The 18,344-nt window shown below is 61.1% G+C and carries 12 protein-coding genes; 9 read left to right on the plus strand and 3 right to left on the minus strand.

Annotated features, from left to right (window positions below):
- Nucleotides 1-116 precede the first annotated feature (116 nt).
- Nucleotides 117-2,555, minus strand: a complete 2,439-nt coding sequence (locus tag IF189_RS24405; RefSeq protein WP_119430135.1) for a Lon protease family protein — start codon at nucleotides 2,553-2,555, stop codon at nucleotides 117-119.
- A gap of 322 nt (nucleotides 2,556-2,877) precedes the next feature.
- Between IF189_RS24405 and IF189_RS24410 the strand changes: the two genes are divergently transcribed.
- The 4 genes from IF189_RS24410 to IF189_RS24425 all read left to right on the plus strand — a co-directional run bounded on the left by IF189_RS24410 (nucleotide 2,878) and on the right by IF189_RS24425 (nucleotide 6,320).
- Complete coding sequence (locus IF189_RS24410; protein WP_007950971.1) at nucleotides 2,878-3,366, plus strand: DUF3015 domain-containing protein; 489 nt, start codon at nucleotides 2,878-2,880, stop codon at nucleotides 3,364-3,366.
- Between the two features lie 94 nt (nucleotides 3,367-3,460).
- Complete coding sequence (locus IF189_RS24415; RefSeq protein WP_192552383.1) at nucleotides 3,461-5,314, plus strand: DUF4105 domain-containing protein; 1,854 nt, start codon at nucleotides 3,461-3,463, stop codon at nucleotides 5,312-5,314.
- An 84-nt stretch (nucleotides 5,315-5,398) separates the two neighbouring features.
- Nucleotides 5,399-5,755, plus strand: coding sequence for a hypothetical protein (locus IF189_RS24420; protein WP_192552384.1), 357 nt, complete (start codon nucleotides 5,399-5,401; stop codon nucleotides 5,753-5,755).
- A 70-nt stretch (nucleotides 5,756-5,825) separates the two neighbouring features.
- Nucleotides 5,826-6,320, plus strand: a complete 495-nt coding sequence (locus IF189_RS24425; protein WP_192552385.1) for a GreA/GreB family elongation factor — start codon at nucleotides 5,826-5,828, stop codon at nucleotides 6,318-6,320.
- Between the two features lie 10 nt (nucleotides 6,321-6,330).
- Here IF189_RS24425 and gdhA read toward each other — a convergent pair whose 3' ends face one another.
- Together gdhA and ettA are read right to left on the minus strand one after the other, a co-directional pair.
- Nucleotides 6,331-7,668 (minus strand): NADP-specific glutamate dehydrogenase, encoded by a 1,338-nt coding sequence (gene gdhA / locus IF189_RS24430; RefSeq protein WP_134828165.1) that lies wholly within the window; start codon nucleotides 7,666-7,668, stop codon nucleotides 6,331-6,333.
- Between the two features lie 192 nt (nucleotides 7,669-7,860).
- Nucleotides 7,861-9,525, minus strand: a complete 1,665-nt coding sequence (gene ettA / locus IF189_RS24435; protein WP_007950976.1) for an energy-dependent translational throttle protein EttA — start codon at nucleotides 9,523-9,525, stop codon at nucleotides 7,861-7,863.
- Between the two features lie 294 nt (nucleotides 9,526-9,819).
- On the opposite strand from ettA, the gene IF189_RS24440 reads away from it, so the two are divergent.
- The 5 genes from IF189_RS24440 (at nucleotide 9,820) to IF189_RS24460 (ending at nucleotide 18,226) form a co-directional block, all read left to right on the plus strand.
- Complete coding sequence (locus IF189_RS24440) at nucleotides 9,820-13,668, plus strand: EAL domain-containing protein (RefSeq protein WP_134828166.1); 3,849 nt, start codon at nucleotides 9,820-9,822, stop codon at nucleotides 13,666-13,668.
- Nucleotides 13,669-13,893: 225 nt separating this feature from the next.
- Nucleotides 13,894-15,147: a serine hydroxymethyltransferase gene (gene glyA, locus IF189_RS24445; RefSeq protein WP_007950978.1), complete on the plus strand. Its 1,254-nt coding sequence runs from the start codon at nucleotides 13,894-13,896 to the stop codon at nucleotides 15,145-15,147.
- Between the two features lie 276 nt (nucleotides 15,148-15,423).
- Nucleotides 15,424-16,737 (plus strand): C4-dicarboxylate transporter DctA, encoded by a 1,314-nt coding sequence (locus IF189_RS24450; RefSeq protein ID WP_085732867.1) that lies wholly within the window; start codon nucleotides 15,424-15,426, stop codon nucleotides 16,735-16,737.
- Nucleotides 16,738-16,786: 49 nt separating this feature from the next.
- Nucleotides 16,787-17,491: a FadR/GntR family transcriptional regulator gene (locus tag IF189_RS24455; protein ID WP_085712210.1), complete on the plus strand. Its 705-nt coding sequence runs from the start codon at nucleotides 16,787-16,789 to the stop codon at nucleotides 17,489-17,491.
- A gap of 24 nt (nucleotides 17,492-17,515) precedes the next feature.
- Complete coding sequence (locus tag IF189_RS24460; RefSeq protein WP_192552386.1) at nucleotides 17,516-18,226, plus strand: GntR family transcriptional regulator; 711 nt, start codon at nucleotides 17,516-17,518, stop codon at nucleotides 18,224-18,226.
- Nucleotides 18,227-18,344 lie beyond the last annotated feature (118 nt).

Raw genomic sequence — 18,344 nt, forward strand, 5'->3', positions numbered from 1 at the left:
AAGGCGCCGAATGGTCATTGTGTGAATATTGACGCCAGAGTGATGGCACATTTGCCGACGTTCGCGACAAAACAAAATGGGAGCACAAGCTCCCATTTTTCTGACTGCAGCCTGGCTTACGCCGGTTTGGCCTCGGCCAGTGCCTCCTGCGCCAGTTCCTTCTCGGCTTCTTTCAGGTCTTCTTCGCTGATCATTTCGGCAATCACTCGCAGACGTTCCACCACTCGCGCGTTGACGCTGCCTTCCGGGAACTCGCCCTCCTCGTTCGGCTCACCGGCAGGCTCGCCCACCAGCAGACTCAGCGCTTCATCCGCCTGACGCACCGCGTAAACGTGGAACTGCCCGGCGCGTACCGCCGCCAGCACTTTCTCGTCGAGCATCAGCGTGGCGACGTTGGCGTGCGGAATGATCGCGCCTTGCTCGCCGGTCAGCCCGCGCGCTTCGCAGAGGCGGAAGAAGCCTTCGATCTTCTCGTTGACCCCGCCCACCGCCTGCACTTCGCCGAACTGGTTGATCGAGCCGGTGATCGCGAAGCACTGCTTGAGCGGGGTTTTCGACAAGGCCGAAATCAACGTGCAGGCCTCGCCCAGCGATGCGCTGTCGCCATCGACATAACCGTAGGATTGCTCAAGAGCGATGCTTGCGGAAATCGCCAGCGGGAATTCCTGGGCGTAACGGCTGCCCAGATACCCGGTGAGAATCATCACGCCCTTGGAGTGAATCGGCTGGCCAAGGTTGACCTCGCGCTCGATGTCGACGATACCGCTGCCACCCGGGTACACCGTGGCGGAAATCCGCGCCGGCACACCGAACGCCGAGTCGCCCACTTCCAGCACCGTCAAACCGTTGCACTTGCCGACCGCCGCGCCGTCGGTGTCGATCAGGATGATCCCCGCCAGCATGTCGTCGAGAATCCGCGCCGACACACGTCCGGTGCGGGTAGCCTTGGCTTTCAGGGCGCGCTCGATGTGGCCGGCGTCGGTCATTTCATCGTTGGCCAGGTGACGAATGAAATCCGCCTCGCTGACCAACTGGAACAGATCACCGATCCGCGCCGACAAGCGCCCCTGGTGTTCGGCCAGACGTGCGCTGTAAGTCGCCAGACGCGCCACCGCGTCGGCGGTCAACGGCGCCATGCCTTCTTCCGAAGTACGGGTTTTCAGCAACTGGGCGAACTGTTCCAGGCTTTCGTCGACCATCGGGATGTCTTCGTCGAAATCCACCAGGACGCGGAACATCTCCTGGAAGTCCGGATCCAGGTCCTGCAGCGTGTAATACAGCTGACGCGCACCGATGATGATGACTTTGACATTCAACGGAATGAACTGCGGGTTGAGCGTCACGGTCGCGAAACGGCCCATCTCGCCCAGTGGCGATTCCATTTTCAGCTTGCGCGATTGCAGGGCGCGCTTGAGCGCATCCCACACGAAGGGCTCGCCGAGCATCTTTTCCGCTTCAAGGATCAGAAAACCACCGTTGGCGCGGTGCAACGCCCCCGGACGCAACTGGCGATACGTGGTGTAGAGCGCGCCCTGATCGGTGGTGTATTCGATGCGGCCGAACAGGTTTTCGTAGGTCGGATGCGGCTCGAACACCACCGGCGCACCGCCGCTGGCCGGATGGCCGACCACCAGGCTCGGCGCGTATTGTTCTTCCAGCAGCTTGCGTGCAACGGCGTCGGTCTTGCTGTCGTCCACCAGTTGCTCGACCACGGTTTTCAGCAGATAGACCTGAACCGCTTGCAGGTAACCGCAGACCGCGGCGTTTTCCGCGTACTTCTCCGACAGCGGTGCGAGCAAAGGCTGCAACGCCAGAGTAATGGTTTCTTCGTTGAGCTGACGCAGTTGGTTGCTCGACTCGCGCTTCCACTGCGGCAGGCTGGCGAGTTCTTCGTTCAGGCGTTCTTCAAGGCCGGAAATGTCCTCGTGGAAACGTTCGCGCTCGGACTCCGGCAACTGGGCGAATTCGGCTTCGTCCAGCGCCTTGCCTTCGAGCATCGGGGTGAAGGCGATGTTGCTGCTGTCGCGGTACAGGGCGACGTCTTTTTCCAGGGCCAGACGCTCGATGACGTCCAGTGCCTTGTCATAGCGCTGGTTGAAGGCGCGGTCGATAGCGCTCTTCTTCTGCTGGTAGGACGGGTGTTCGAACACCGCAGGAAAAGTCGACAGCAGATTGTCGATCAAGCCGTTGATATCGCCGATGAACGCCGCGGCGCTGCCCGATGGCAGTTCCAGGGCGCGGGGTTCGCGCGGCTCGTCGAAATTGTTGACGTAGACCCAGTCCGCCGGGGTCTGCAGGCGTTTGCCTTCGGCCTTCAGGTAGCGTTTGACGAACGAGAAGCGGCCGGTGCCGGGCTCGCCCATGACGAATACGTTGTAACCGGGGCGTGGCATGGCCACACCGAACTGCAAGGCTTCGACCGCACGTTCCTGGCCAAGCACACCGCGAAAGGGCTCCAGATCATTGGTGGTAGTGAAGCTGAACTGTTCAGCGGAAAACGGACGGGTCAGCGCTTCGGGCGCTAGACGCAAGCTGGCAGCAACAGGATCAGGCATCGGGCTTCCTTAACAATCAGGCGGGGCAGATAGCGGCATTCTGGCGCTGCCCGTGCCCCACTGGCAAGGCGCGCCACACGACAAAGCATAGACAACCGGCCAACCCCGCGGCAGCCCCCGCAAAACCGGTCTGGATCACGAATATGCTGCAAAAAATCACGGAACCACGGGAACCTGCCTAAACTCCAAACTGCGCGGCTGGAACTAATACCGGCCCACTGGCGCCAGAAGGTCTGTACGAAAACTCGCCAAGTGGCGTTTTGATGTAGAGAGCGGGGCCAGAACCCTGTCCATTGGTACGCACATAAAAGAGAACAAAGCTATGAAACGGATTCTTCTCGGTACTCTCTTCACCGCTGTATCCATCAACGCCATGGCTCAGGCGCCAGGCGGTCCGGATTGCGGTTGGGGCAACATGCTGTTCGAAGGTCAGCGTGGCACCCCGGCTCACTTCCTGGCATCCACCACCAACGGCACCTCGGGCAACGCCACGTTCGGCATGACGTCCGGCACCAACGGTTGCTCCACCAACGCCTCGCTGACCTACGGCGGCAAATCCTGGTTTGCCATGAATGGCATGATGAACGAGCTGTCCGAAGACATGGCAAAAGGCAACGGCGAAGCGCTGACGACCTATGCCGTGGTACTGGGCGTGGCGCCGGAAGACCGTGCGCACTTCGCCGCCGTCACTCACGAGCACTTCCAGCAGATCTTCAGCAAGGCTGACGTGACCGCCGAAGACGTGCATACCAACACCCTGGCCGTGCTGAAAGCAGACCCTCGTCTGGCCAAGTACGCGACTCAGGCTTAAGCTCGACTGCACCCGCTTCTTTCGGGAAGCGGGTTTTGTTTTTTCGGCCCGCCCTCCTTGGGTCTTTTGTTTCTTTCGACTTAAGTTGCCACCTATGCTCAAACGCCTTGCCTGGCTGGCGCTGTGTGTCTGCGCCCCGCTGTCCGCCGCGCCCCACATCGACCCTCAACGTTTGCAGCAACTGGCCAACGACCGCTTCTGGATTTCCCTCGGCCATTACGAAACCGCCAAACTCGGCGGCTGGCGCAGCTACGTCAGCGACAAAAAGTTCTTCCTCGCCGCCGACGGCAACGAACACCCCGACCACGAACTGGCCGCCACGGTCCAGGCGCTGTACGCCCCGGCCAGTCTCGGTGAGCAACACGCCCAGTGCGTCTACCCGGCCCGCACCCGCTGGCTGAAAGATCAGCTCAACCTGACCGACCTGCCGACGCCGGACTGCGCCGAATTCAAGAAATGGTTCAAGGACGTCTCGCCCCACAGCGCGGTGATGATTTTCCCGGCGGCCTACCTCAACAGCCCGTCGTCGATGTTCGGCCACACCCTGCTGCGCATCGATCAGGCCGATGTGCAGAGCGACAAGACTTCGCTGCTCAGCTACGCGATCAACTTCGGCGCCTACATCGAAGGCTCGGACAACAGCATCCTGTATGCCTGGAAAGGCCTGATGGGCGGCTATCCGGGACTGTTCGCGCTGGTGCCGTATCAGGAGAAACTCTCGGAATACCGCAGCCTGGAAAACCGCGACCTTTGGGAGTACCGGCTCAACCTGACACAAGCCGAAACCGCACGCATGGTCGAGCATGTGTGGGAGCTGAAGCAGATTCAGTTCGACTATTTCTTCTTCGATGAAAACTGCTCCTATCGCCTGCTCGAACTGTTGCAGGTCGCCCGTCCGAGCCTGCGCCTGACCGAACAATTCCCGCTGACCGCGATTCCCACCGACACCGTCAAAGCGGTGAAAGAAGCCGGACTGGTCGAGCACATCGAATACCGCCCGTCCCGCGAGCGTGAATTGCTCAGCCGCGCCGAGCCCCTGACCGGCGAAGAACAGGACTGGGTGCTGAAAGTCAGCGCCGACCAGCAGCAATTGCAGGACCCGGCCTTCAAGGCCCTGCCCCGTGACCGGCAGGCGCTCATCGTCGACGCTGCGTATCGGCTGGAACGCTACCGTGCCAACGGCCAGGAACGTGATCCGCAACGGGCACAGCGCAGTTTTGAACTGCTGCGGGCGATCAACAAGAACCCGGCGCCGGAGCTGCAAATTCCACAACCGGGCCTGCCCGAAAATGGCCATGAATCGCGTACCTGGCAGGCCGGCCTCGGCACCCGTGGCGACCGTGCGTTCGGCGAGTACGGCCTGCGCATGGCCTACCACGACCTCAACGACAACGCCGAAAGTTTCCCCCTCGGCGCGCAGATCGAAATCCTGCAAATGAAGCTGCGCCAGTACGAAGGCAATCACTGGCAGTTCCAGCAACTGGATCTGGCGACCATCCGCTCGCTGACGCCGCGCAATGCGCTGCTGCAGCCGTTGTCGTGGCAAGTCACCGGAGGTCTGGAGCGGGTGCCGGGCAAGCATGACGACGAAACGCTGGTCAGCCATGTCAACGGTGGCGGCGGTGGAACCTGGGCGCTGGGTGACGATGTACTGGGATTTGCCCTCGGCACCGTGAGGCTTGAGCACAACAATGATTTCGCCGAATTCGTTTCCCCCGCAGGCGGTTTCAATACCGGCGTGCTGTGGAAAAACCCGTTGGGCAATCTCAGTGTGGAGGCCAAGGGCGATTACTTCTTCAACGGCGAAGTGCGCCGCAGCCTCAGTCTGAATCAACAGTGGGAGTTGTCTCGCAACCTGGGCCTGCGCCTGAGTGCGCAGCGTGAATTCAGCCATCTGGCAACGCCGGAGACGGAAGTGATGCTGGAAGTGAAGTGGTATCACTACTGAGGTTTTGATCTTCCTTTCACACCCCGTCGACGAATCCGCTTCTAGACTTTCCCTGTCAGCCGGAGAACGGCGCGGGAGAGTCAGATGTGGCGGTGTGCGGGTTTTGTGGGTGTATTGCTGTTGCTGGGTGGCTGTCAGAGCACCCACGAAGATCTGATCGCCAAGGGTTATCCACCGGCGTTCGCCGACGGTTTCGATGACGGTTGCATCAGCGGTCGTCAGGCGGCGGGTTCGATCAGCGGCGAGTTTCGCAAGAACGTGCCGCGCTATCTCAAGGATCCGCAATACGCCGAGGGCTGGAGCGACGGTTTCCGCCAGTGTCAGGCGATGCTGGAAAACAAGGATCGCGAGGAGTATCGCAACGAACACTGGGACGAGCGCGAGCGGGCCTGGCAGCAACAGAAGGATCAGGACGCCGCGCGGGCTTATCGCTCGCAGTAGGTCGTTTCCAGACATCCAGCGAAACCTTCAGCCTGCGACCATGGCCCAACGGTTGTCACAGGAGGTCACCATGAGCCGTGCTTTCGTCAACGAAGACAATGCCGCTGCGCAAGCCGATCAGCCGGTCGAACGGCAGGTCAGCACGCAGCCCAATTACGTCACGCCACAGGGGCTTGCCCAGTTGCAGGCGAAAGTCGCCGAGCTGCAGGCGCTGCACGCCGAACAGACGGCCATGGGCGAACAGGCCGACAAACAGCGACTGGCCGATCTCGAACGGGATTTGCGTTATTTCAATCAGCGGGTCGGCAGCGCTCAGGTCGCGCCAGCCCCGACGTCCAACGAAAAGGTGCAGATCGGCAGTTGGGTCACCTACGCCGACGAACATAACACCGAGCGCCGGGTGCAACTGGTCGGCGAAGATCAGGCCGATGCCGCCAACGGCCTGATCAACTGGGCTTCGCCGCTGGGGCGCGCGCTGCTTGGCGCGCGACTCAACGACGAAGTGCTGTGGCAGCGTCCGGCCGGCAATCAACTGATCGAAGTGATCCGTATCGATCGCTCTTGAACCACAGTGCTTAAACCACGCCCTGCGCCAGCATCGCGTCGGCGACTTTGACGAAGCCGGCGATGTTCGCGCCTTTGACGTAGTTGATCCGGCCGTTTTCCTCACCGTAATGCACACAGGCGTGGTGGATCGACTGCATGATCCCGTGCAGCTTGCTGTCCACCTCGCCCGCCGTCCACAGCAGGCGCATGGCGTTCTGCGACATCTCCAGACCGCTGACCGCCACGCCGCCGGCATTCGAGGCCTTGCCCGGCGCGAACAGAATGCCCGCTTCGATAAAGATATCCACAGCCTCAAGGGTGGTCGGCATGTTCGCACCTTCGGCCACACAGATGCAGCCGTTACGCAGCAAGGTGCGGGCAGCTTCGGCGTCGAGTTCGTTCTGGGTGGCACACGGCAGCGCGATATCGCACGGCAACGACCATGGCAGTTGACCGGCGCGGAATTCCAGACCGAATGCGGCCGCCAACTCGCTGATCCTCCCACGCTTGACGTTTTTCAGCTCCAGCAACGCCAGCCACTGCTCTTCGCTCAGACCGGCCTCGCAATACAGCGTGCCTTCGGAATCGGACAGGGAAATCACCTTGCCGCCTAGATCCATCACTTTGCGGGCCGCGTATTGCGCGACGTTGCCGGAACCGGAGATCGCCACGCGCTTGCCTTCGACAGTCTGCTCACGGCGCTTGAGCATTTCCTCGGCGAAATACACGCAACCGAAACCGGTGGCTTCCGGGCGGATCAGGCTGCCGCCGTAGGTCATACCCTTGCCGGTCAGTACGCTGGTGAACTGGTTGCTCAGGCGTTTGTACTGACCGAACAGGAAACCGATTTCCCGTGCGCCGACACCGATATCACCTGCCGGCACGTCCACGTCGGCGCCGATGTGGCGGTACAGCTCACTCATGAACGCCTGGCAGAAACGCATGACTTCGGCGTCGCTCTTGCCCTTGGGATCGAAGTCCGAACCGCCCTTGCCGCCGCCCATGGGCAACGAGGTCAGGGAGTTCTTGAAGGTCTGCTCGAAGGCGAGGAATTTCAGCACGCCCATATTCACCGAGGGATGGAAGCGCAACCCGCCCTTGTACGGGCCGATGGCGCTGTTCATCTGGATGCGAAAACCACGATTGACCTGCACCTTGCCCTGATCGTCGACCCACGACACCCGGAACACCACCGCCCGCTCCGGCTCGCAGATGCGCTCCAGAATCCCCGAGGTCAGATAGTGCGGATTGGCTTCGAGAAACGGCCACAGGCTGCGCAGGACTTCTTCGACGGCCTGGTGGAATTCGGGTTGATCCGGATCGCGTTTTTTCAGACGGGCGAGGAAGGATTCGACGGATTCGATCATGGGAAAAGTCTCGGCAAATTTGTTGTCGTTGGAAGAGATTGAGCCGGACTGTAACAAACGACATGTACACAGCAACAGACAAAAATGTCGCATTTATGAAAACAAATAGTACACACGCTATAAATCACGGCGGATTGCAGGAAAAAAAAGCGGAGCCCGAAGGCTCCGCTTTTTCATGCAACCAACCTGAAATCAGGCCAGTTTCTTGTGGCGTACCCGGTGTGGCTGGGCCGCTGCTTCGCCGAGGCGCTTTTTGCGATCGGCTTCGTACTCGGTGTAGTTGCCTTCGAAGAACACGGCCTGCGAGTCGTCTTCGTACGCCAGGATGTGTGTCGCGACGCGGTCAAGGAACCACCGGTCGTGAGAGATCACAATGGCGGCGCCCGGGAAGTCCAGCAGGGCTTCTTCCAGGGAGCGCAGGGTTTCAACGTCGAGGTCGTTGGACGGTTCGTCGAGCAGCAGGACGTTGCCGCCCTCCTTCAGGGTCAGCGCCAGGTGCAGACGACCGCGCTCACCGCCGGACAGGTCCTTGACGAACTTCTGCTGATCGCCGCCCTTGAAGTTGAAGCGACCGACGTAGGTACGCGACGGGATCTCGTAGTTGCCGATGCGGATCTGATCCGAACCGTCGGAGATCTGCTGGAACACGGTCTTGCTGCCGTCCAGGTCTTCGCGGCTCTGGTCAACGCAGGCCAGTTGCACGGTTTCGCCGATCTCGATGCTGCCGGAGTCCGGGGTTTCCTTGCCCATCAGCATGCGGAACAGGGTCGACTTACCGGCACCGTTACCGCCGATCACGCCGACGATGGCGCCTTTCGGCATGGAGAACGACAGGTTGTCGATCAACACGCGATCGCCGTAGCCCTTGGTGACGTTCTTGAATTCGATGACCTTGTCGCCCAGGCGCGGACCGGCCGGGATGTAGATCTCGTTGGTTTCCGAACGCTTCTGGAATTCCTGCGACTGCATTTCTTCGAAGCGCTGCAGACGTGCCTTGGATTTCGACTGGCGGGCCTTGGCGCCTTTGCGCACCCACTCCAGTTCTTCCTTCATGGCTTTTTCGTGGGCCGATTGCTGCTTGGATTCCTGGGCCAGACGATCGGACTTGGCTTCCAGCCAACCCGAGTAGTTGCCCTCGTAAGGAATGCCCGCACCGCGGTCGAGTTCCAGAATCCAGCCAGCGACGTTGTCCAGGAAGTAACGGTCGTGCGTGATCGCTACCACGGTACCCGGGAAGTCGTGCAGGAAGTGTTCGAGCCACGCAACGGAGTCGGCATCCAGGTGGTTGGTCGGTTCGTCGAGCAGCAGCATGTCCGGGGCGGACAGCAGCAGACGGCACAGGGCCACACGACGTTTTTCACCACCGGACAGGTGTTCCACTTTCGCGTCCCAGGCCGGCAGACGCAGCGCATCGGCGGCGACTTCCAGTTGACGCTCCAGGTTGTGACCGTCGCTGGCCTGCAGGATCGCTTCGAGCTTGGCCTGTTCGGCGGCCAGCTTGTCGAAGTCGGCGTCCGGGTCGGCGTAGGCGGCGTAAACCTCGTCCAGACGCGCTTGCGCATCCTTGATCACGCTGACCGCTTCCTCGACCACTTCACGCACGGTCTTGGTCGGATCAAGTTGCGGCTCTTGCGGCAGATAACCGATGTTCAGTTCCGGCATCGGGCGCGCTTCGCCTTCGAATTCGGTGTCGACGCCGGCCATGATTTTCAGCAGCGTGGACTTACCCGAACCGTTGAGGCCGAGTACGCCGATCTTGGCGCCCGGGAAGAAGGACAGAGAAATGTTTTTCAGGATTTCCCGCTTCGGCGGAACAACTTTGCCCAGCCGATGCATGGTGAAGACGTATTGAGCCATGGAGAACCTTGGGTCAGTGACAGATGAATGATTGGAGCGCAGGCGATGCCCGGCCAGACCGATGCGCGTCGTTCACTTGACCACTTGATGGCCATCAATGCGTGCGCGCTGAAAAAGTCTGAGTCTAGGAGCTGGAACGCTCCCGCGTAACCGGCAAAGCTACCTTAATGACAGAAGGCAGTCCAGCCGAGCGGGGCTGGCACTTCGCCACAACTCAAGGCATGCTAGCCGCCCTTTGGGCGTCCGGCTTATAGTGCACGTCGCGCCAGTCCAGCCAAACCGCAGGATTACAGCTTGTCCAATGTCACTCCGCCAGCCTCTGTGAGCAGCACCCAACCGGCGCCCGGCTCGTCCCTGCGCGGAACATTGAAAGGCGCGCTGGCGACGCTGGTGCTGATGCTGCTGGCGTTGCTGTTCTGGCAACTGCTCGATCAACTGCGCGAAACCCAGAAAAACCAGCGTCAGTACACCATCGATTACACCGCCGATCTCGCCTCGCAAGTCAGCCTCAACATGTCGCTGAACGCGCAGATCGCGCTCAATCTGCTACCGATCGTCGAACAGCCGCAGTCTGCCGACGAACAGCAGGCGCTGCTGCGCAAGCTGCAGAAATCCCTGCCTGACCTGCAGAGCATGGCCTTGCTCAGCCCTTCTGGAAAAATCCTCAGCGACAGCGCCACCGACAGCAAGGACGCCGACTACCTCAGCGATCTGGTGCGCCGCAGTCACGCCCAGGCACATTATTTCAGCAACGCCGATGACGGCTCGGTGGTGCATCTGTTGCTGCATCAGGCCAGCGGCAGTACCCGCGGCTACTGGGCGCTGCGCCTGACCCCGACGTTCTTTGCCTCGCTGACCAAACAGGGCGAGACCGGGATCCGCCCGCTGTGGCTGGTGGAAAACCGCATCAATCACCAGATCATCAGCCGTGACGAAGGCCTGCCTTCCACCAAGGCCAGCACCCTGACAGCCGAAGATCTGGCCAACAGCGTGCTGACCGTGCCCCTGAGCAGCAGCGACTGGCAACTGCGCGGACTGTTCGACCGGCAACATGTGCTCGAAGAGCTTCTGCCGGCGTTCATCGGCAAATGCCTGCTGGGCCTGGCGCTGTCCCTGCTGCCGTTCATTGCCTTACTGAACATGCGCCGCCGTCAGCGCCAGGTGCATGAAGGACGCCGCCGTTATCAGGACATTTTCGAAGGCACCGGTGTGGCCCTGTGCGTGCTGGATCTTTCTGGACTGAAACAGGTTTTCGAAAAGGCCCAGATCCAGACCAGCGACCAGCTCAAGGCCTGGCTCGACCAGCCGCAGCAACGCCAGCAATTGCTGCAGGAGCTGCGAGTCACCGAGGTCAATCAGGTGGCGTTGCAACTGCTCAACGTCAACTCCTGCGACCACGCCTGGCAGCTGCTGATCGACGGTCATCCGCACAGCCAGTGCGCGATCGGCAATCAAGTGCTCGATGCCGTGCTCCAGCAGCAAAAGCAGCTGGAACTGGAAATCAAACTGCCGGACATCAACGGCCGCGACCAGCACCTGTGGCTGGTGCTGCGCCTGCCTCATGAGCAGCACGACTACAAGGCCGTGATCCTGAGCATCAACGACATCACCAGCCGCAAGCTGATCGAACTGTCGCTGCTGGAGCGCGAAGGCTTCTGGTCGGACGTAGTGCGTACCGTGCCGGATCATCTGTACGTGCAGGATGTGATCAGCCAGCGGATGATCTTCAGCAACCACCACCTGGGCCAGACCCTCGGTTACAACCGCAGCGAACTGCACCAGATGGGCGAGTACTTCTGGGAAATCCTCCTGCACCCGGAAGACGCCGACTATTACCACCGCTCGCGGCAGATGCAGCGTCATGCCGGCTACAGCCAGTTACTGCAATGCCAGTTGCGCTTCCGTCATCGCGACGGCAAGTGGCGGCGTTTCGATATCCGCGAACAGGCGCTGGCCCGGGACAAACACGATCAGGTCACGCGAATCATCGGCGTGGCCAAGGACATCACCGAGCAGATCGAAGCCAGCGAATCCCTGCGCGACAGCGAGCAGCGCTACCGGATGCTCGCCGAAAGCATCAGTGACGTGATCTTCTCCACCGACAGCAAGCTGTCGCTCAATTACGTCAGCCCGTCGGTGCAAGCGGTGCTGGGCTACGACGCCGAGTGGATTTTCCAGAACGGCTGGCAGTCGACCATCGCCAACCCGCAGCAACTGAACGGCATCTATCACCTGATGGACCGGGTCAGCAAAGCCCTGGACAAGCCCGAGCAACTGGCAATCCTGCGCAGTCAGGTGCAGACCCAGATGTTCCTGTTCGACTGCCTGCGCGCCGATGGCCGCAAGATCCCGATCGAATTGCGCCTGGTGCTGGTGTGGGACGAACACGGCGCCTTCGAAGGCGTGCTCGGGGTCGGTCGCGACATCAGCCAGCAGCGCCGCGCCGAAAAAGACCTGCGCATGGCGGCCACGGTATTCGAGCATTCGACTTCGGCGATCCTGATCACCGACCCGGCCGGCTACATCGTCCAGGCCAACGAAGCGTTCAGTCGTGTCAGCGGCTACGCAGTGAGCGAAGTGCTCGACCAGCTACCGAACATGCTCACCGTCGACGAACAACAGGACGCGCACCTGCGTTACGTGCTCAAGCAATTGCATCAGCACAGCACCTGGGAAGGCGAAGTCTGGCTCAAGCGCCGCAACGGCGAGCATTACCCGGCGTGGGTCGGCATTACTGCGGTGCTCGATGACGAAGGCGATCTGGCCAGTTACGTGTGTTTTTTCAGCGACATCAGCGAGCGCAAGGCCAGCGAGCAGCGCATTCACCGCCTCGCCTACTACGACGCCCTGACCCACCTGCCGAACCGCACGCTGTTCCAGGATCGCCTGCACACCGCGCTGCAATCGGCCGACCGGCAGAAGTCGTGGGTGGTGCTGATGTTCCTCGACCTCGATCGTTTCAAACCGATCAACGACTCCCTCGGCCACGCCGCCGGCGACCGCATGCTCAAGGACATGGCCACCCGGCTGCTGGCCTGCGTCGACGATGACGACACCGTGGCGCGGATGGGCGGCGACGAATTCACGTTACTCCTGCAGCACCGCTCCAGCCGCGAGATGGCGCTGAACCGTGCGATCCATGTGGCCGAGCAGATTCTTGGCAGCCTGGTGCGACCATTCGTGCTGGAGGGTCGCGAGTTCTTCGTCACCGCCAGTATCGGCATCGCCCTGAGTCCGCAGGACGGCAACGAACTCAGTCAGCTGATGAAGAACGCCGACACCGCGATGTACCACGCCAAGGAGCGCGGCAAGAACAACTTCCAGTTCTATCAGGCCGACATGAACGCCAGTGCGCTTGAGCGCCTGGAACTGGAAAGCGATCTGCGCCACGCTCTCGAGCAGAACGAATTCGTGCTGTATTACCAGCCGCAATTCAGCGGCGACGGCAAACGCCTGACCGGCGCCGAAGCCCTGCTGCGCTGGCGTCATCCACGTCGCGGACTGGTGCCGCCGGGGGATTTCATTCCGGTGCTCGAAGAACTCGGGCTGGTGGTGGACGTCGGCGACTGGGTGATCAGCGAAGCCTGCCGTCAGCTCAAGACCTGGCACCAAAGCCGCGTGCGCGTGCCGAAGGTATCGGTGAACATTTCCGCCCGGCAGTTCTCCGACGGCCAGCTCGGCACGCGGATCGCCACCATTCTCAAGGAAACCGGCCTTCCGCCGGCGTGCCTGGAATTGGAACTGACCGAAAGTATCCTGATGCGCGAAGTCAGCGAAGCGATGCAGATTCTTGCCGGCCTGAAGAACCTCGGCCTGAGCATCGCGGTCGACGACTTCGGCACCGGTTACTCGTCGCTGAACTATCTCAAGCAATTCCCGATCGACGTACTGAAGATCGACCGCACCTTCGTCGACGGCCTGCCGTCCGGCGAGCAGGACGCGCAAATCGCCCGGGCGATCATCGCCATGGCCCACAGCCTCAACCTGGCGGTGATCGCCGAGGGCGTGGAAACCCATGAACAGCTGGACTTCCTGCGCGAGCACGGTTGCGACGAGGTTCAGGGTTATCTGTTCGGACGACCGATGCCGGCCACCCGCTTCGAAGCGCAGTTCAGCAATGACGCGCTGTTCATGTTCGACTGAAGTTCTGCGGGGCGGCCTTCACGAGCAGGGATTGATGTCGATCACGGAATCCTGCCGCCAACCCGGCTATTGTGCGAACCGGCTGGCCAGGAAAAGGCCGGCACGGACGCCACATATCTGGTCATGAACGCCACTTGTCTGCGACATGATGTCGTTTCATATGCCATCCAAAACCCGTTGGGTTAGAATGCCCCCCTTTTCTGCCCCCGATCCTTGAGGACCGCCATGTTCAGCCGTGATTTGACTATTGCCAAGTACGACGCCGATCTTTTTGCCGCCATGGAGCAAGAAGCCCAGCGCCAGGAAGAACACATCGAGCTGATCGCTTCGGAGAACTACACCAGCCCAGCGGTGATGGAAGCTCAAGGCTCGGTACTGACCAACAAGTACGCCGAAGGCTACCCGGGCAAGCGCTACTACGGTGGTTGCGAGTACGTCGACGTTGTCGAGCAACTGGCCATCGACCGCGCCAAGGAGCTGTTCGGCGCCGACTACGCCAACGTTCAGCCGCACGCTGGCTCCCAAGCCAACGCCGCTGTTTACCTGGCCCTGCTGTCGGCCGGTGACACCATCCTGGGCATGAGCCTGGCTCACGGCGGTCACCTGACCCACGGCGCCAGCGTTTCCTCCTCCGGCAAGCTGTACAACGCCATCCAGTACGGCATCGACGCCAACGGCCTGATCGACTACGACGAAGTCGAGCGTCTGGCTGTTGAGCACAAGCCGAAAATGATCGTGGCCGGTTTCTCTGCCTACTCGCAGATCCTCGACTTCCCACGCTTCCGTGCCATCGCCGACAAGGTTGGCGCCTACCTGTTCGTCGACATGGCTCACGTGGCCGGTCTGGTCGCCGCTGGCGTCTACCCGAACCCGGTTCCGTTCGCTGACGTCGTGACCACCACCACCCACAAGACCCTGCGCGGTCCACGTGGTGGCCTGATCCTGGCCAAGGCCAACGCCGACATCGAGAAGAAGCTGAACTCCGCCGTATTCCCGGGCGCCCAGGGTGGCCCGCTGGAGCACGTGATCGCCGCCAAAGCGATCTGCTTCAAGGAAGCACTGCAGCCTGAGTTCAAGGCTTACCAGCAACAAGTGGTGAAAAACGCCCAGGCCATGGCCGGCGTGTTCATCGAGCGCGGTTTCGACGTGGTTTCCGGCGGTACTGAAAACCACCTGTTCCTGCTGTCGCTGATCAAGCAGGAAATCTCCGGTAAAGACGCCGACGCCGCTCTGGGCAAAGCGTTCATCACCGTGAACAAGAACTCCGTGCCAAACGATCCACGCTCCCCGTTCGTCACTTCCGGCCTGCGCTTCGGTACTCCGGCGGTGACCACTCGCGGCTTCAAGGAAGCAGAGTGCAAAGAGCTGGCCGGCTGGATCTGCGACATCCTGGCTGACCTGAACAACGAAGCGGTGATCGACGCCGTTCGTGAGAAAGTCAAAGCCATCTGCAAGAAACTGCCGGTATACGGCGCTTAATTGCGACGTTAAAACCGCAGCATGAAAAACCGGCCAGTGATGGCCGGTTTTTTTTCGCCCGTAAAAAAGTTTCGGACTGCGAATGGCTCAAGGTCGGGGCATTGCGCCCAACTGGTCAGACCGGTCATGCCAATTCGTCATTTTTCACTTGCGATCCGTAAAAAACAGCGCCTAGACTGCACCCGCACTGGACATACCGGTAAGACCACAATAATTAAGTCCTGAATCTGATGCGCCCCGCGCACGGCAGCCAGGACACCGACCAGGATTCCTCCCATGCTCAGATGGTGCTCGCGTTCAATCTTCCTCCAAGTGGTTCTCGGACTGGTGCTCGGCATCGTCTGCGGGCTGACCCTTCCTGAATACTCGGCCCAGCTCAAACCGCTCGGCGACGGTTTCATCAAACTGATCAAGATGCTCATCGGCCTGATCGTGTTCTGCGTGGTGGTCAGCGGCATCAGCGGCGCCGGCGACCTGAAGAAGGTCGGGCGCATCGGCCTCAAGTCGGTGATCTACTTCGAAGTGCTGACCACCATTGCCCTGGTGATCGGTCTGGTGTTCGCCTTCAGCACCGGGATCGGCAGTGGCGCCAACATCCATCTGGAGCAGCTGTCCGCCGCCGACATGGGCGACATCGCCGAACGCGGCCAGCACATGCACACCACCACCCAGTTCCTGATGGACCTGATCCCGACCTCGGTGCTCGGCGCCTTTGCAGACAACAACATCCTGCAAGTGCTGTTGTTTTCGGTGCTGTTCGGCAGCGCGTTGAATCTGGTGGGCGAAGCGGCTTCCGGGATCTCGCGGCTGATCAACGAACTGAGCCACGTGATCTTCCGCATCATGGGCATGATCGTACGTCTGGCACCGATCGGCGTGTTCGGCGCCATCGCCTTCACCACCAGCAAATACGGCCTCGATTCGCTGCAACACCTTGGCAGTCTGGTCGGCCTGTTTTATCTGACATGCATCGCTTTCGTCAGCGTGATTCTGGGTCTGGTGATGCGTGCCTCCGGCCTGCGCATGTGGCCGCTGCTCAAGTACCTGCGCGAAGAACTGCTGATCGTCATGGGCACCGCCTCCTCCGACGCAGTACTGCCGCAGATCATGCGCAAACTGGAACACCTGGGCATCGGCAGCTCGACCGTCGGGCTGGTGATTCCCACCGGTTACTCGTTCAACCTCGACGGTTTTTCGATCTACCTGACCCTGGCCATCGTGTTCATCGCCAACGCCACCGGCACGCCGCTGGCCATGACCGATCTGCTGACGATTCTGCTGGTGTCGCTGATTACCTCGAAAGGCGCCCACGGCATTCCGGGGTCGGCGCTGGTGATTCTCGCGGCCACGCTGACTGCGATTCCGGCAATTCCGGTGGTCGGTCTGGTGCTGGTGCTGGCGGTGGACTGGTTCATGGGCATCGGCCGGGCGCTGACCAACCTGATCGGCAACTGCGTCGCCACCGTGGCCATCGCCCGCTGGGAAAAGGACATCGACGTGCAACGGGCGAACAAGGTGCTCAACGGCGAGCAGGGCTATAACTTTCAGCCGAGAAAAACGGCCGCTCAAGCGGCGGCCAAAGAATTCTGAATGACTGCCGTGCCTGCGCACATGCAGGCACGGCTCATGGAGCGAACACGTGATTACTACTTCAACCGTCGTCAACTCAGTGGTAGAAAAACTCCGGGCCGCCCTCGCCCGTGGCCAGTGGCGCTCCGGCGAGATGCTGCCGGGCCAGCGCGAACTGGCCGAACAACTGGGCATCAGCCGCCCGAGCCTGCGCGAAGCGGTGATCGTGCTGGAAACCCTCGGTCTGGTGCGTTCGATGCCGGGCAAAGGCGTGGTGGTGCTCGACGCCCAGGCCAGCGACAGCCAAAGCCACGACAGCGCCGTGGCCGGTGCCAGCCTCGAAGACGTGCTGCAACTGCGCTACACCCTCGAACCGTTCATCGTCGGTCTGGTGGCGCAGTCGATCAGCAGCAAGGAAGTCGGGCAACTGCGCCTGACCTTGATGGACATGCGCGAAGCCCTCGAAGCCGGTGACAGCGAGGCCGGAGTCAGCGCCTACATCGCGTTCCACGAAGAACTGTTCACTCTGACCTCGAACCCGATTTTCCAGAGCGTGGTGCAACAGACCAGCAACGCCCTCAAGCAAAGCGCCGAAGTGCTGCGCAATTCGCCGGAGCATCTGGCCGAACGCCTTGAGGAAAACGAAGCCGTGGTGCGCGCGATCCGCAGCAAGAACAGCGCTCAGGCCAGCGCCGAAATGCGCCGGCATATCCTGCGTGAAGGCCAGCGCATGGGCATCGAGCTGAACATTCCGGATGACAACCTGAACACCTGAAACACCTCACACTGGAGACCGGCCATGAACAGTCTTGCCACGCCGTCGCAACCTCGCCAGACCTCGGCGACCCTGCCCTTCTCCCGCTTGCAAGCGCCGGTGGAGGATCTGTATCCGCGACTGTTCGACGCGATCCTCGAACAGCGCCTCGATGCCGCCAGCCGCTTCACCGAAGAGAGCCTGAAGCAGACGTTCGGTGTCAGCCGCGCCGATGTGCGTCGGGTGCTGACCCAGTTGTCCCACGAACAGATCATCGTGCTGCGGGCCAACCATCGGCCGCGGGTGGCCGCGCCGGACGTCGAACAGACGCGTCAGGCCCTGCACGCCCGGCGTCTGGCCGAGAACACGCTGGTGCGACTGGCTTGTCAGCATGCGCAGGCTGAAGATCTGAAGCGCCTGCGAACGCTGATCGAACGCGAGCGCCAGGCTGTGGATAAAGATCGACGCGGTGCAGCGATTCGCCTGTCCGGGGAGTTTCATTTGCAGTTGGCGAAAATGGCGAGGAATGCACCGTTGGCGCATTTTCTCGGCACGTTGGTGCCGCTGACCTCACTGGCGATTGCGCGATGTGGCGAGCAGACGCACAGCTGTTGCGCATGGGAGGAACATCTGGCGTTGGTTGAGGCGGTGGAGCGGAGAGATATTTCAAAAGCCGGCATGCTGATGAATCGGCATCTGGAAAATCTTGAGCAGACGTTGCTGGCTTCAGCCCGTGAGCAATGCGTTGTCGGTTAGATCGCTATCGCTGGCAAGCCAGCTCCCACAGGGTTCGAGGCAATCAACAATAGAGTGCCCGCTGCTTGACCTGTGGGAGCGGGCTTGCCCGCGATGACTTCATCACGGGCACCGAACA

Source organism: Pseudomonas sp. IzPS59 (assembly GCF_014863505.1).
Lineage (GTDB): Bacteria > Pseudomonadota > Gammaproteobacteria > Pseudomonadales > Pseudomonadaceae > Aquipseudomonas > Aquipseudomonas kribbensis.

Bases quoted from the DNA above. Each gene is read 5' to 3' on its own strand.
- IF189_RS24405 (WP_119430135.1), bottom strand. From the start codon at position 2,555: ATGCCTGATCCTGTTGCTGCCAGCTTGCGTCTAGCGCCCGAAGCGCTG.
- IF189_RS24410 (WP_007950971.1), top strand. From the start codon at position 2,878: ATGAAACGGATTCTTCTCGGTACTCTCTTCACCGCTGTATCCATCAAC.
- IF189_RS24415 (WP_192552383.1), top strand. From the start codon at position 3,461: ATGCTCAAACGCCTTGCCTGGCTGGCGCTGTGTGTCTGCGCCCCGCTG.
- IF189_RS24420 (WP_192552384.1), top strand. From the start codon at position 5,399: ATGTGGCGGTGTGCGGGTTTTGTGGGTGTATTGCTGTTGCTGGGTGGC.
- IF189_RS24425 (WP_192552385.1), top strand. From the start codon at position 5,826: ATGAGCCGTGCTTTCGTCAACGAAGACAATGCCGCTGCGCAAGCCGAT.
- gdhA (WP_134828165.1), bottom strand. From the start codon at position 7,668: ATGATCGAATCCGTCGAATCCTTCCTCGCCCGTCTGAAAAAACGCGAT.
- ettA (WP_007950976.1), bottom strand. From the start codon at position 9,525: ATGGCTCAATACGTCTTCACCATGCATCGGCTGGGCAAAGTTGTTCCG.
- glyA (WP_007950978.1), top strand. From the start codon at position 13,894: ATGTTCAGCCGTGATTTGACTATTGCCAAGTACGACGCCGATCTTTTT.
- IF189_RS24450 (WP_085732867.1), top strand. From the start codon at position 15,424: ATGCTCAGATGGTGCTCGCGTTCAATCTTCCTCCAAGTGGTTCTCGGA.
- IF189_RS24460 (WP_192552386.1), top strand. From the start codon at position 17,516: ATGAACAGTCTTGCCACGCCGTCGCAACCTCGCCAGACCTCGGCGACC.